The 13347-nt window shown below is 42.0% G+C and carries 15 protein-coding genes; 7 read left to right on the top strand and 8 right to left on the bottom strand.

The window, feature by feature from the left end; translation table 11 throughout:
- Positions 1–69 precede the first annotated feature (69 nt).
- Entirely contained in the window at positions 70–2565 is a 2496-nt protein-coding gene (locus tag ACYX4M_RS17515) for a S9 family peptidase (protein WP_476081079.1), read from the top strand.
- A gap of 192 nt (positions 2566–2757) precedes the next feature.
- Here the strand turns inward: ACYX4M_RS17515 and rrtA are convergent, their stop codons facing one another.
- Positions 2758–3342, bottom strand: coding sequence for a rhombosortase (gene rrtA / locus ACYX4M_RS17510; protein ID WP_014949713.1), 585 nt, complete (start codon positions 3340–3342; stop codon positions 2758–2760).
- A 111-nt stretch (positions 3343–3453) separates the two neighbouring features.
- On the opposite strand from rrtA, the gene ACYX4M_RS17505 reads away from it, so the two are divergent.
- Entirely contained in the window at positions 3454–4218 is a 765-nt protein-coding gene (locus ACYX4M_RS17505) for an enoyl-CoA hydratase (RefSeq protein WP_476081078.1), read from the top strand.
- Positions 4219–4232: 14 nt separating this feature from the next.
- Positions 4233–5990, top strand: coding sequence for a gamma-glutamyltransferase (ggt, locus tag ACYX4M_RS17500; RefSeq protein ID WP_476081077.1), 1758 nt, complete (start codon positions 4233–4235; stop codon positions 5988–5990).
- A 157-nt stretch (positions 5991–6147) separates the two neighbouring features.
- On the opposite strand, the gene ACYX4M_RS17495 is transcribed toward ggt, so the two are convergent.
- The 6 genes from ACYX4M_RS17495 to ACYX4M_RS17470 all read right to left on the bottom strand — a co-directional run bounded on the left by ACYX4M_RS17495 (position 6148) and on the right by ACYX4M_RS17470 (position 11400).
- Entirely contained in the window at positions 6148–6939 is a 792-nt protein-coding gene (locus ACYX4M_RS17495; protein ID WP_476081076.1) for a PhzF family phenazine biosynthesis protein, read from the bottom strand.
- Positions 6929–7306 (bottom strand): DUF3703 domain-containing protein, encoded by a 378-nt coding sequence (locus ACYX4M_RS17490; RefSeq protein ID WP_474807821.1) that lies wholly within the window; start codon positions 7304–7306, stop codon positions 6929–6931. Before ACYX4M_RS17490 ends, ACYX4M_RS17495 begins: the two co-directional genes overlap by 11 nt.
- A gap of 13 nt (positions 7307–7319) precedes the next feature.
- Entirely contained in the window at positions 7320–7688 is a 369-nt protein-coding gene (locus tag ACYX4M_RS17485) for an MmcQ/YjbR family DNA-binding protein (RefSeq protein ID WP_476081075.1), read from the bottom strand.
- 1449 nt (positions 7689–9137) lie between these two features.
- Positions 9138–9425 carry a hypothetical protein gene (locus ACYX4M_RS17480; RefSeq protein WP_476081074.1) on the bottom strand — a complete coding sequence of 96 codons (288 nt, stop codon included), beginning with the start codon at positions 9423–9425 and terminating at the stop codon, positions 9138–9140.
- A 144-nt stretch (positions 9426–9569) separates the two neighbouring features.
- Entirely contained in the window at positions 9570–10028 is a 459-nt protein-coding gene (locus tag ACYX4M_RS17475) for a nuclear transport factor 2 family protein (RefSeq protein ID WP_476081073.1), read from the bottom strand.
- A gap of 1012 nt (positions 10029–11040) precedes the next feature.
- The gene (locus tag ACYX4M_RS17470) at positions 11041–11400 is read right to left on the bottom strand and encodes a hypothetical protein (protein WP_476081072.1); all 360 of its coding nucleotides are present in this window, start codon (positions 11398–11400) and stop codon (positions 11041–11043) included.
- A 195-nt stretch (positions 11401–11595) separates the two neighbouring features.
- Between ACYX4M_RS17470 and ACYX4M_RS17465 the strand changes: the two genes are divergently transcribed.
- From ACYX4M_RS17465 to ACYX4M_RS17450, 4 genes are read left to right on the top strand one after another with little or no spacing between them, the layout of a single operon-like run.
- On the top strand, positions 11596–11817 hold the full coding sequence (locus tag ACYX4M_RS17465) for a TA system antitoxin ParD family protein (RefSeq protein ID WP_476081071.1): 222 nt from the start codon (positions 11596–11598) through the stop codon (positions 11815–11817).
- On the top strand, positions 11804–12100 hold the full coding sequence (locus ACYX4M_RS17460; protein ID WP_476081070.1) for a type II toxin-antitoxin system RelE/ParE family toxin: 297 nt from the start codon (positions 11804–11806) through the stop codon (positions 12098–12100). Before ACYX4M_RS17465 ends, ACYX4M_RS17460 begins: the two co-directional genes overlap by 14 nt.
- A gap of 36 nt (positions 12101–12136) precedes the next feature.
- Complete coding sequence (locus tag ACYX4M_RS17455; RefSeq protein ID WP_476081069.1) at positions 12137–12415, top strand: PIN domain-containing protein; 279 nt, start codon at positions 12137–12139, stop codon at positions 12413–12415.
- A gap of 1 nt (position 12416) precedes the next feature.
- On the top strand, positions 12417–12638 hold the full coding sequence (locus ACYX4M_RS17450; protein WP_476081068.1) for a toxin-antitoxin system HicB family antitoxin: 222 nt from the start codon (positions 12417–12419) through the stop codon (positions 12636–12638).
- 96 nt (positions 12639–12734) lie between these two features.
- Here the strand turns inward: ACYX4M_RS17450 and ACYX4M_RS17445 are convergent, their stop codons facing one another.
- A complete protein-coding gene (locus tag ACYX4M_RS17445) occupies positions 12735–13331 on the bottom strand; it encodes a helix-turn-helix domain-containing protein (protein ID WP_476081067.1) in 597 nt (198 codons plus the stop codon).
- Positions 13332–13347: the final 16 nt, after the last annotated feature.

Raw genomic sequence — 13347 nt, 5'->3', positions numbered from 1 at the left:
AACGTTAGCGCATTAGTAACTGCTCTGCGTATAATGTTAACGTTTTTTACATAACAACGACTTAAAATAATGAAAAAATACTCTTCTTTACTCATCGCGGCTAGCGTTACTTTTGCGTTGGGCGGATGTGCAAGCACTACTAACGAACCATCTAACCAAGCAGCGTCTACATCGCTTCCTGCTGCCACTGTCCAGCAAACCGTTACACCAGATGTCGCGCCTCAGAACAGCGCGAAAAATGGTGAAATTACTTTGAAGCAAATAATGTCAGACCCTCAATGGATGGGCGCGCTACCCGAAGGTATGGGGTGGTCGGTCAATGGCGATAAAATTGTTTTTGAAAAAGAAAGACAGAATAGCGCGTTAACAGATGTTTATGTTGCTGAACTCTCAAACCCTGCAAATGCCGTAAAAGCGCCATTATCAGATTTGCACAAGTATCGTTTTGACGAACGTGTAGTAAGAAATGATGGTGTAATTGCTTATTCATTTGAGGACAGTGTTTATGTGCAATTTACCAAAGGTGAAACCGTGCGTATCGCGCGTGGCGGGAATGCGCTGTCAACGCTTTCATTTATGACTGATGGCCGCTTAATGGCGTTAAGCGGTAACAAATTTATTGCTATAGACCTATCTAACGGCAACCGCGAAGAATTATTGAGCTGGGAGTTTAGCAACGAACCCAAAGCGGTTGAGCCGCCTAAAGATTATATTGCCGAGCAGCAACAGTCGCTGGTGGAATACATCAAACTACAGCGCAAAAACAGACAAGAAAAAGACGACGCTCAAAAAGCGTTGGCCAAAGAAAACAGCAGTGTAGCACCTACGCCGTTTTACTTTGATAAGTCGCATCGACTAGCGGGTATTAGCGTTTCACCTGCGGGTAACTTCGCGGTAGTAGCAACCACGGAAAATAAGCCGACTCGTGATGACAGCGACATCATGCCGCATTATATCCAAGAAGACAGCCGTATTGCCGCGAAACCCGTGCGCCAACGTGTTGCAGATGCGGAATCGGTAAATCATGAACTGTGGCTGCTTAATTTGAAAACAGGCGAGAAGAGTGAACTTAAATACTTTAATTTGCCTGGGTACAATGACGACGTACTTGCAGATGTAAAAGAAGAAAACGCGAAAGCAAAAGGCGAGACCTATGAAGTTAATCGTTTGCCGCGCGACATTACCTTACTGCAAAGCTGGTATTGGACTAAGCCTTCGATTCGCTGGCACAAAAACGGTAACGCTGTTGCCGTAATGCTAGAAGCGTGGGACAACAAAGACCGCTGGATTGCAACAGTCGACTTAGCGAATAAAACGCTAGAAAACCAACATAGGCTTCATGACGATGCGTGGGTAAACTACCGTTTCAACGCATTTGATTGGCTAAATGACAGCGAAACACTTTACTATCAGTCTGAGCATACTGGTTACTCTCATTTGTACATTCAAAAGCCAGGCGAGAAGCCTGTCGCGCTAACCAGCGGCCGTTTTATTGTTGACGATTTAACGCTTTCTAGCGATGACAATTATATCTACTTTAAAGCTAATATGGAGCACCCGGGGCTTTACGAAGTTTATCGTGCAGATTTAAGTGACAATACCATCGATACCATGACTGATTTGAATGGTATGACAGACTATTCACTTAGCCCTGATGGTGAACATTTGCTGCTAAGCCATAGCAAGGTGAATCAACCACAAGAGCTTTATATTAAGCCAGCAAACGAAACAACAGCGGCAAAGCAAATCACGCAAAGCACCAGTGCAGATTTTAATGCACTCCCATGGGCAGTGCCTAACATCGTTGCTATTGAATCGTCGCATACCGATGCACCTATTTACGCACGAGTATATTTACCGGAAAATTACGACAAGACGGCACCAAATAAAGCGGTAGTGTTTAATCACGGTGCAGGCTACTTGCAAAACGCCCACATGGGGTGGTCTGGTTACTTCCGAGAATACATGTTCCATAGCATGCTCGTGCAGCAAGGCTATGTCGTACTAGATATGGACTATCGCGCTAGTGCTGGCTACGGACGTGATTGGCGAACCGCTATTTATCGTCAAATGGGTACGCCTGAAGTGCAAGATTTGCGTGATGGTGTTAACTGGCTCGTTGAGAATGCAAATGTAGATCGTGAGCGTATTGGCACATACGGCGGTTCATACGGCGGCTTCTTAACCTTTATGTCTATGTTTACCGCGCCAGATCTGTTTGCGGCAGGTGCAGCACTTCGTCCGGTAACCGATTGGGCCCATTACAACACGCCATATACGGCTAATATTCTGAATACGCCTGATATCGACCCCATCGCGTTTGAGCGTAGCTCGCCGATTTATTTTGCCGATGGACTAGAAAAGCCTTTGCTTATCAATGCGCCAATGGTTGATGACAACGTGTTTTTCCACGACACCGTGCGATTGGTACAGCGTCTTATCGAGCTTGAGAAAGAAGATTTTGAAACGGCCATTTATCCGGTAGAGCCACATGGCTTTGTGCAGCCAAGCTCTTGGCTTGACGAATACCGCCGTATCTATAAGTTATTTGAAGAAAACTTATAAGCAAAGCCTTTACTTGAATCGCCTAACGTCTAAGAAGCGCGGGGTTGTTCACAAAGTAATAGGCTTACAGCAAAAGGCCCAAATTCAATGAATTCGGGCCTTTTTTTAATCTTCATTTTTTGCTTCAGCACATTTTATCTGTTTAAACGAATTAAAATGCGCAAAAAGAGTGACGCTATATCGCTCGAGTTTCTATTTTCTTTTCGCCGTAATAAACATAAGTAAAAAGATTGCGATACCCGTAAGCGCCCCGAATAAATGCGCGTCTACGGCAACTTTTGCGTCAATCAGGTTTGCAACTTGTTCACTACTACCGTCTATTTGCTCGTATCCCACTTTAATCGCTAACCCAATAAGTAGTAACCAACCCGACTTCATCTTCTCTTTTATATCAACACAGGCGCCCCATGCGAAAATACCGTGTAATGCGCCAGACAAACCCGCGTACCATATTAGATCTGGAGAGAAGAAATAAAGCCCGACACTGGTTCCTAAGCAGCACCATACAAAAACTTTTAAGTACAAACCAATGCGATAATGTTCACCGTGTAGCGCCCACAACAGCGCTAGACCTGCTAAATTTAAAAGTAGGTGGTAGCCATTGGTGTGCACGATATTGCCGCTGACTATACGCCAAGTTTCTAGACCTTGAATGGCGTACCTATCGTAAGCCAAATAATTGCCAGACATAGGCTCAAAGAAAAACGCGACTACGGAGCATAGCGCTATAAATAAAGGACCAGCGCTATACTTAAGCGAAAACGGCAGTGACATCATCAGTGTTAGTTATTTTTGAAATTAGAATTTGCTGGCTATGATACAGAAATTGCCTATAGGGTGAAAACTGAAGTACGCCCAAAACAAAAAGACGACAGTAAAGGAGTAATTATGTCTTACATCATTACCGAAAATAATCAGCAGTGCTTAACCATTACACTTAACCGAACCGATAAGAAAAATGCGTTAACACGCGATATGTACCAAGAAATGGCGAATGCCATATTAGGTGTTAAGAACGATGGCTCAACGAAAGTGGTGGTGATAAAAGGTGCCGGTGATTGTTTTACCGCAGGAAATGACATTGGAGACTTCGCACAGCAGCAAGATCACGCTCAGGTGCCAGAAACAGCTGCCTTTATGCGAGCTTTGGCTGCATGTAATTTACCGGTTATTGCACAAGTTCACGGATTAGCAGTGGGCATAGGCACAACGCTTTTACTTCATTGCGATTTTGTTTACGCCACTCCAGATACCCGATTTGTTCTACCATTCATCAACTTAGGGCTTGTTCCTGAATATGCATCAAGTTATCTTTTGCCTAAGGTTGCGGGTCATATAAAGGCTGCAGAGTGGCTAATGCTGGGCGAACCCTTTACCTCTGCTGATGCTTATCAATTTGGTATTCTGACAAAAATTGTCGACGCTCACGAAATAGATCAAACGGTTCAAACTACGGTAGAGAAACTCGTCGCCAAGCCTTCATTTTCGCTTAAACAAACAAAAGCGCTATTAAAAGGTGACGGAGAGCGAACAAACCAACAAATGAACGAAGAGTTTGATATATTTTTAGAAGCATTGGGCACAACCGCAGCTCAAGAAGCGTTTGATGCGTTTCTTAAAAAACGCCCAATAAACCCCGAAAAATTTAAATAAGAGGAAGTATTATTTTGAGACGCAGTGCTTTTTTCAGAGCTTCAGTGGTAACTCTTGCATTATCTAGCTGTTTTATTTTTGGTGCGAACGCGAAGCAAACACGTGAAGTCGGAGAACCAGAAGCGGCAACAGGCTACATAGAGAAAAAGGCATTTGAAGCCGAAGATTATATGGTTGTAGCGGCCAATCCCTATGCGTCTTGGGCGGGAAAGAATATTTTAGAAAAGGGCGGAAGTGCGATCGATGCAGCGGTAGCTGTGCAATCGATGCTTTCGCTGGTTGAACCACAATCGTCAGGTATTGGTGGTGGTGCATTTATCCTTTATTGGGATAATAAGAATAAAGTACTTCACACCTTTGACGGCCGTGAAACAGCGCCAAAAGCTGTCAATTCTCATTGGTTTATTGAAGGTAATAAGCCAATGCGCTGGTTAGATGCCGTAGTAGGCGGTAAGTCAGTTGGCGTGCCTGGAGCAGTAAAAGCGCTAGAAATGGCTCAGGGCGAGTTCGGCAAGCTGCCTTGGAATACGCTGTTCGACGATACAATCAAAACAGCAGAAGACGGCTTTAAAGTATCGCCGCGTTTAGCCAAACTTGTTGCATTAGATTATCACCCTGGCCTGAAAAATTTTCCTGCAAGCTCTACTTACTTCTTCCCGGCAGGCTTCCCTTTAAAAGAAGGCACGGTTAAGAAAAACAAAAAGCTCGCCAAGACGTTGAGAGGTATTGCGGAAAAGGGCAGCGACTATTTATTAAAGGGTGTTGTCGCTGAAAAAATAGTAAAAGCGGTAAATAGCGCTGAAATCAACCCAGGCCAGATGACGTTAGAAGATTTAGCAAGCTACGAGCCTATAAAACGCGAACCTGTTTGTGGGCTATATCACGAAAAGCGTATCTGCGGTATGGCACCGCCTAGTTCAGGTGGCGTGAACGTCTATCAAATTCTTAAAATGTTAGAAGGTTTTAACCTTAGTCAATACGCACCGGATTCAGTAGAGTTTGCCAACCTGTATACGCAAGCAAGTGCGCTTTCGTATGCGGATCGCGAGAAGTTTATAGCAGATAGCGATTTTACTAACCTGCCGTTTGCGGCCATGATTAATACCGCTTATCTTCAGCGCCGTGCCGAGAGTATTGCTGTTGATAAAGAGTGGCGCCGCAAACGCGCGGGCAATCCTTACGCCGATGCGAATGTAGCGCTTGGTACATCAATGGAACTGCCTAACACCTCACACGTCTCTATCGTGGACAAAGAGGGTAATGCAGTATCAATGACCACTAGCATAGAGTTTATGTTTGGTTCTGGGATTATGGTAGAAGGCTTCCTGCTTAACAATCAGCTTACCGACTTTTCATTTTCACCAACCAAAAACCGTTTTCCAGTACCAAATCGAGTAGAGCCTGGTAAACGCCCTAGAAGTGCTATGAGCCCTACAATGGTGTTCGACAAAGAGGGGAACTTAGAGGTGGTTGTAGGTTCGCCGGGCGGCTCTAGAATTGTAAGCTACGTAGCTCAGACCCTGATTGGTGTTTTAGACTTTGGTTTGGATATTCAACAGGCCATCAACTTACCTAAAATAACTAATAGAAACGACTATACGGCGTTAGAGAAGGGCACACCAATAGCTGAGCTTGAAGAGCCGTTAAAGGCACTCGGCCATAACGTCAAAGTAGTGGATCTAAACAGCGGTCTTCATGGCATTCAGTTTAAATCAGGTAAATTAATTGGCGGCGCAGATCCTCGCAGAGAAGGCATTGCAGTAGGGCGCTAATTTGGCGTTTGCCTAGTTAAAACTAGATGCAGCAATGCGCTGTTGAGTGAGTGAAAGCGGAAGGTGAGATATCTTCCGCTTTTTTGTTTGAGGCGGGCAGTAGCACTCGAGAGAAGAGTTCTCTTTTATCGATTAGTTCGTGTAAGGCAATCAACCATCAAATATTAATATAACCTTCAAGGTAAGACACCGCTTGGCCAGAAATAAGCACGCGGTCGCCTGCCACCTCACATTTTAATGTGCCGCCTCGTTTAGATGCTTGATAAGCCATAAGCTTTGACCGTCCAAACACTTTTGCCCAATACGGCGCCAACCCCGTGTGGATTGAACCGGTAACCGGGTCTTCATCACCGCCGTTCGCAGGCCAGAAATAACGGGATACGAAGTCAAATTGCGTACCCGGTGCTGTCACTACCACATCATAAGGCGCGAGTGATTTAAGTTGCTCGCTGTCTTGAATTACGCTTAAAACATCATCTTCATTTGAATAAACAGCAAAATAAGCTTGGTTATTCTTTAGAATGCTTTGGGGCTTGATAGAAAGCCCTTTTAGTAACGCTTCAGGCACTTCACCTACAGGGCTGGGTATTCTATTAGGGAAATCCATTTGAATGAATCCGTCGCCTTTCTTAACGACTTTCATCATGCCAACCGACTTGGCGAATAAAGAAATGTGCGGTAATTGGTAATTTTCGCTAAAGATTACGAACGCAGATGCCAGCGTTGCGTGGCCACAGAAGTCGATTTCCGTCATGGGGGAAAACCAACGGATAGCGAATACGCCACAATCATCTTCAACTAAAAAGGCGGTTTCTGAAAGGTTATTTTCAGCAGCGATTTCTTGCATTTTTTCATCGCTAAGCCATTTACCCGTTATCACTACTGCAGCAGGATTGCCCTTAAACCTTACATTAGTAAATGCATCGACAACGTTAATTTTAATTTTCATTAGAACGCGCTTTTTTTATGATCGTATTTAAGTTTGGTTCAATTGGCATTGCCTTAAATGGGCTAACGTTAGCGCCACCTGTATTTCCATGAGGTACTAGCCCAAAAACAGTTTTTGTGGCAGCGCCCGCAATTCTGAAAAGTTGACCAAAAAACTCACCAATATTGCCTTGTTTCACTGCCCATAAAAGCATTTGAACGTGTACTTTAACGTGTAGCCTTGTAGAGGCTTGACCAAGAACATGTGCATTTTCTAAGTGTGAAAAAGCACACTGTTGGCTGTTTTGGTTTTGCTTTCTATGAGCTAGCGCTAGTTCAGCTTCTACATAAGGGCGAATATTGCGCGTAAAGCCTTTTGCTTTGAACATGGTGTAAGCACCTTTATTGAGGTTGATTTAAACCAAGCTCTTTTTGCATTTTCTTGGTTAACCCTAACGATACTAGTTTATAAGAAGCGCTTAAATAGTATTCTAACGCTTCATCTTCATCGTTATCGCAATTGTACTGTTGTATCCACTTCATTCCACGACTAGCAAGATAGGGCGCAGGCCTATAGCCGGGCTTTTCTTCCAGAAAATAATAGTTTTGCTCAGATGTTTTAAAGGTAAAAGCAGGGTGTCCGTCCTTGCCAATGCTGCCTATAGCAAAAACTTTACCACCTACTTTCCATACTTCTGAATTTCCCCACTGAACGACATGAGTAGTGTGGGGCAGTGATTTGCAAAAATGATTGAATTCGTCGAGGGTCATAGTTACTCACTTAACTAACTGTCAGAGCATGAGTCATAGATCTTTATCATAATCTTATGTTTCGCTGTCACTACGATGCTTGCTGATTAACTCTGAAATAGCATTTGTTATTCTTCGCGTTGTTATTTCGCTCATTAAACCTCCGTGCTCGTTTTTATATCCTTCTTTGAAACCAAGACAATTAAAAATACTAATGCTAAGGGCGGGAGAAAAGCTGTTAAAAAAGCAATCACAGAGGTAGCTATAGGCGATGTAGTCTTGCGCTTTCCAAAGTAAAAGCCAGCAATAGCCATAAATAGAGCGAAAACGAGTATGATTTGCCCAAGAAACGTAGCATTTATATTCATTAATACTTCCTATTATTTATGATTACTTATTACGTTTAAATAAGGTGCCATTAGCATAGCACAATCACGAAACCGCACCGCGTGCTTGTGTCCCAGCGAGCCAAGTAACTGAGTTCATTGGATTTGTTATTCACGTTTATAAACAACCTCTGAAAGCCAGATTAAAAAGTACGTGATAGAGCAAGCTACTGCTGAATAGAAAGTCGCAGCAATGGGTGCCGACATGTAAATTATTGCGGATGTTGATGGCGTATGGGCATCTATATACAAAGATTCTGTAACGCTCCAGTTTCCAAGAAAGATGACTACATTAATTATAATAAGCCTACTATTAATGTGGCTCTACCCTTAATGTGCGTCGTTAGATCGGTACGCATCGTGACAAGCGCAAACAAAACGAAAGGTATTAGCCGAAAACAACCGACGAAAAATGCAGATTTAATGTCAAAGTATCTAAACGCATTGGACCACGCTTGCCTTACATCGAAGTCTCCGACAACTAGCATCACAACGAAGTGATTAAAGTTTTCATAATATCCCTTTAAATTACATAAGTGTCCCATAACGGCCTCAGTCACATGGGCATAATGGCGAAGCCGCCCTGCGTGTATGCGTTCCAGCGAACGAAGTGAGCAAATTAATTGCGTTGTAATGTGCGTGTATTTTCAGACCCACAGACAAGTGTTTCCTCCCCAAGATGGTAGACATTATTGATGGCTACGTATGTGCCGGAAACAACACCTGATATTGGTATTAATAGAAGCCCACTGATTGAATAGAAGGTATTTGTATCCTCAAAACCATTGACAACTTTGAGTGTTTTGCGGTCCGAGGATATCTCACACTTGTTCACTTTGGCCGTATCGGTTTCTGGAACTACTATACAGGCGCTTAGCAGAGGTATACTTAGAATTAAGAACACTAGTGATTTCACTTAATAGGTCCTTTTATTTTTCATTACACAGGTTAGCACATAACATTGAGCTAAGCGGCGCAGTTGCGTGGGGCATAATGGCGAAGCCGGCCCGCGTGTATGCGTCCCAGCGACCGAAGGGAGTGTGTCGATTGGCTTGTTATGTTCCACTATATGACACTGAAACATTTAGTTAGCCTTTCTGGTTTTGATGGTTGATGCGAGCAGAGAGACTGATGCCGCATAGGTAAAAAAGAAAACACAAAATCCAACAAACAAACCAATCATTCCAAAGATGTTACTTTCCATGGAAATGTCGTAAACCAAATAAACCGCTATGGGTAATGGCATAACCGAAATAGGTTTATTCCTTACGTAATCGTTTAACTTTTTTTGCACATAAGGTACGCCTAAAATTACAACAGGAATCAGTAACAACCCCGCAAATAATATATCGACTTTAATATCTGAACTCATATAAACATCCATATAAAAACAAGAACTTAACACCCCGCTTAGGGTAAATGATACGTGGGCTAAAATCCGAGCGAAGCGAGCTAGCCCACGTGTTAGCGTCCCAGCGACCGAAGGGAGTGCCAACAGCGTTTTTTTTTACACACATTAACCGTGATGCCTGCGAATATGCGTAATCAACTTATCATTATTGAATTCTAAGGTTACTATATTTACTGAGCTGTAGGTTATATCTTTGTCTAAATGATTTGGCCTGACTTTTCCTGACTCAGTCATTTTGATAATGGCAACATTTCCCCCAGTCATTATTTGATTTATTACTATTGAACTGTAGTAAATCTTGTCACTCATTTTGGCAATCAGACCTTCACGTAAAGCGGATTTTTCCGTAATCGTTACTTTAAACTTCACATGTTCATCGACGAATTCATCTGCAATTAAATTAATAAAGGCATCAATATCCTGAATTGTAGTATTAGGTTGCTGGCGAGCATTTTTGGCTTCCACAAATTTTGTCGCTAGTTGCTCCAGTTCTCGCTCCGAGAGAGCAGCATTGGCGGTAAACGAAAGAGGTAAAAAGACAAATAAAAGTAAGAGCTTATACATAATGTTCCTTGTGTGTATAACTTTCCAATAACTAGCGCAGACATGCGGGGCGTAATGGCGAAGCCGCCCTGCGTTTGTGTCCCAGTGACCGCAGCGAACAAGTTAAGCGCCTTGTTAGATGCGCGCATCCACAACCCATTGACTGCAAAATTATCAGAGCCTTTAACCCTAAATAACTACCTGTATAAGTTTCTTACGGGCTTCCCATTCTTGTCTTTAAGAACTCTGTTGCGATAATTCACAGGTGTTGATCCAGGCTCGATAATCAAGTAGTAATACACGAAATAGCCGATCCAAGAAAATAAAAAAGACATCAAAAACCAAATTAACTTTTGATAGCGCTCAGCTTTGTCGGATGTAAGGGCTAGCATCCATGGCAACACATTGAAGAAAAAGCCAAGTATTAAGAACATTAAAAAGAAGTTAATTGAACCCATAAAAATCCCTTAAATTTGTCTTCCTAGTAACCATCTAACATTAAGTGAAGCGGCGCAGTTACGTGGGAGCCGCTCTGCTTTTATGCGTCCCAACGAGCGCCAACGAGTGACTTTATTTTTTTGTTATGTGACTTACCCGCGATTTGCACTATTAATCTTGAGATGTTTTACAAATAAACCACAAAGTAGCATAACCGCAAGAACTAACGTGCTGAAAATTAGGTAGATAATAGCCGTAAAAATCCCCGCTTTGAACTCGATGCTAAAAATGAAAGCCAGTGTGGTTGAAACTATTAAGCACAATACTGAAAGGCGTTTTGCTGGTACTTGAAAAGACCAATTTAACCAGTAATTTGGCAGTGAAAGAATTGACCAGCTAGGAAGCACACCTAGCAATAATAAAATTGCGGGAATCAAAAATGTGCTGAAATTAATACTTTCCATGAAACCTTCGAGTCAAATAACGCTAAGCTGACGCGCAATTATGTAATGCGATAATGCCAAAAGCGAATTGCATAATTGTCCCAGTAACCGCAGGGAACGAGTTTAGCGCTTTGTTATGTAACCTGCTGATACTACAAGTAATCCGCTTGTTCATATTTTCCATAACCTGCGAGAGTTAATTCCTTTAGTTCTTGAAATAGTTTGGCATCAGTTACTTTAAAGTTGAAGCATGATTTGCCTTGCATGCGTTTTTTGAGCTCTGGTGATATGCCTTCCAATAACTCTGGAAATACATAGACAGGCATGATGTGAAAACTTACGTAATTTTTATTGATTTTTACTGAGCCAAAGTACATTTGCTTTTTGTTCTTCATGACATGCTTTGTGTCTAAGTAAAAGTTGTCTGACTTATCTATTGCAACAACCATATCAGTTGAATACGGAACCAATATTTCTTTGAGATGGTGGAATATTTCTTCTGGATTCTGCATTCATTAATACCATATAGATATAAACACGAAAAAAGTCACATATTACCCGCGTAAAGGACGATAACACATGGGCTAAAATTAGGTACGAAGTGACGCAGCCCGTGAGTTAGCGATTTAAAAGCGTTTGTTATGCGCAATTTGATACACCTGTAGCGCATTGCTACAATATAATGACGAACCATTAGGAGACATATTATGGCAACCTCGAGCGTAAGACTAGACCAAGATTTAGTTGAGAAAGCTACCATTATGGGCAAAGCACTAAACCGAACTATGCCAAAACAGATAGAGCACTGGGCTAAGATAGGTGAAATGATGGAAGATAACCCTGATTTGCCTTACGAATTCGTAAAACAGGCAATTATCTCCAAAGCTGAAAAAGAGGCTGGAAAATTGGAGCCTTATGATTTTGGCTAAGATTACCAGTGTTTTACAGACAACTAATTTTAAGAGAGCAGTAAAGAAGTTACATCAGAATCAGAAAAAAGACTTGGATAAAGCTGTTAAGGAACTAATGGCCGAACCTCTTCAAGGTGATCAGAAAAAAGGCGACCTGGCCTTTCTTCGTGTGTATAAATTTAAGATGGTAAAGCAGTTAACTTTACTTGGTTACAGCTACGAGGATGGCACTTTGATACTTGAATTGGTAGCACTTGGATCTCATGAAAACTTTTATCGCAATGTTAAAAAGTTATTCTGACCAATTGCGTATAACTTTTAAATAAGGGGCGCAGGCATGTCGGCTATAGTGCGAAGCAACCCACGTGTATGCGTTTCAGCGAACGAAGTGAGCGAGTTGCTAGCAGCATTTTTTAGTGTTTGCGAATGGGTACAGATACATTATTTGTGGCGGCCAAATTTAAAAGATGAAGGCGATAATTTTCTTATAGAGCTTGCAGTGGCAGGAAATGCCGAGAGCATTATTACGAATAACCTAAAAGACCTGAGAAATGCGGAATTACAATTTGATGGTTTGAAAGTGTTAGCGCCTGAAGATTATTTGAGAGGAGTTTAATATGTCCACTTTAACGGTACATTTACCAGACGATAAGCATAATCGATTGAAGGCTTTGGCGGCGCATAAAAAGTTGAGCTTAAACAAATTGATAGAAGAATTGTCTACGCAAGCGATAGCTGAATTTGATACTGAGGTAAGATTTAAGGTGATTGCTGCTACTGGAGACAAAAACAAAGGTTTGGAACTTCTAGATAAGCTTGATTCACATTTTGGAAGCTAACTTTTAAATAAGGGGCGCATACAAGTGGGGCATAATGGCGAAGCCGCCCCGCGTATAGGCGTCCCAGCGAACGAAGTGAGTGTGTTGATTGGGTTGTTAGCTGCCAATTTCATTTTGACTATGTTTGATATTTTTCTGTGTAATTTTGCTAGCTAAGTAAAATATAAGGCTAAACATAACCAAAGCAAGAAACATTGAACCAACGATTGACGGTCCAATGTTTCCTAAGACACCAAAAATCGAAAAAATGGCAAGGAAGATAAACCCTGTGCGGACATGAGACTTTAGTGAATATTTAGAGGTTGAACTGGCAGAGAAATACCATTTAAAACCGCAATAAATAATACTAAAGACTGCGACTAAGTTAGCGATGAAAGAAATAGGTTTGGATATATTTATGAGTAAACTAATAGCCGAAATAACCACCGAACAAGCTAATAAAACTAAAATAGCTCTGTTGGGTTTAATGTCTGCCACTTGCGTAGCCGTGTTAACGTTTAAACTCTCTAGCGAGATTTGGAAAGTCGCTGCTAAGCATACTTTTGTTTCCATTGATGCTTTGCTTTCAGATTCTACACGTTGAATTGTGCGCAAACTTAAGCCGGACGCGTTGGCTAGTTGTTCTTGGGACCAGCCAGACTTTTTTCTTAGTTCTTTTACAACAGTTGAATTAATCATTAATTCTTTTTCCATTTTTTGTTTCCTCTCG

The organism is Alteromonas sp. ABV4_150 (genome assembly GCF_056311745.1).
The sequence above is the reverse complement of the archived record's forward strand: the minus strand, read 5'-3'. Positions and strand labels throughout refer to the sequence as shown.

Excerpts from the sequence above, each read along its gene's own strand:
- ACYX4M_RS17515 (WP_476081079.1), top strand. The coding sequence starts at position 70 with ATGAAAAAATACTCTTCTTTACTCATCGCGGCTAGCGTTACTTTTGCG.
- rrtA (WP_014949713.1), bottom strand. The coding sequence starts at position 3,342 with ATGATGTCACTGCCGTTTTCGCTTAAGTATAGCGCTGGTCCTTTATTT.
- ACYX4M_RS17505 (WP_476081078.1), top strand. The coding sequence starts at position 3,454 with ATGTCTTACATCATTACCGAAAATAATCAGCAGTGCTTAACCATTACA.
- ACYX4M_RS17495 (WP_476081076.1), bottom strand. The coding sequence starts at position 6,939 with ATGAAAATTAAAATTAACGTTGTCGATGCATTTACTAATGTAAGGTTT.
- ACYX4M_RS17490 (WP_474807821.1), bottom strand. The coding sequence starts at position 7,306 with ATGTTCAAAGCAAAAGGCTTTACGCGCAATATTCGCCCTTATGTAGAA.
- ACYX4M_RS17485 (WP_476081075.1), bottom strand. The coding sequence starts at position 7,688 with ATGACCCTCGACGAATTCAATCATTTTTGCAAATCACTGCCCCACACT.
- ACYX4M_RS17480 (WP_476081074.1), bottom strand. The coding sequence starts at position 9,425 with ATGAGTTCAGATATTAAAGTCGATATATTATTTGCGGGGTTGTTACTG.
- ACYX4M_RS17475 (WP_476081073.1), bottom strand. The coding sequence starts at position 10,028 with ATGTATAAGCTCTTACTTTTATTTGTCTTTTTACCTCTTTCGTTTACC.
- ACYX4M_RS17470 (WP_476081072.1), bottom strand. The coding sequence starts at position 11,400 with ATGCAGAATCCAGAAGAAATATTCCACCATCTCAAAGAAATATTGGTT.
- ACYX4M_RS17465 (WP_476081071.1), top strand. The coding sequence starts at position 11,596 with ATGGCAACCTCGAGCGTAAGACTAGACCAAGATTTAGTTGAGAAAGCT.
- ACYX4M_RS17460 (WP_476081070.1), top strand. The coding sequence starts at position 11,804 with ATGATTTTGGCTAAGATTACCAGTGTTTTACAGACAACTAATTTTAAG.
- ACYX4M_RS17455 (WP_476081069.1), top strand. The coding sequence starts at position 12,137 with ATGTCGGCTATAGTGCGAAGCAACCCACGTGTATGCGTTTCAGCGAAC.
- ACYX4M_RS17450 (WP_476081068.1), top strand. The coding sequence starts at position 12,417 with ATGTCCACTTTAACGGTACATTTACCAGACGATAAGCATAATCGATTG.
- ACYX4M_RS17445 (WP_476081067.1), bottom strand. The coding sequence starts at position 13,331 with ATGGAAAAAGAATTAATGATTAATTCAACTGTTGTAAAAGAACTAAGA.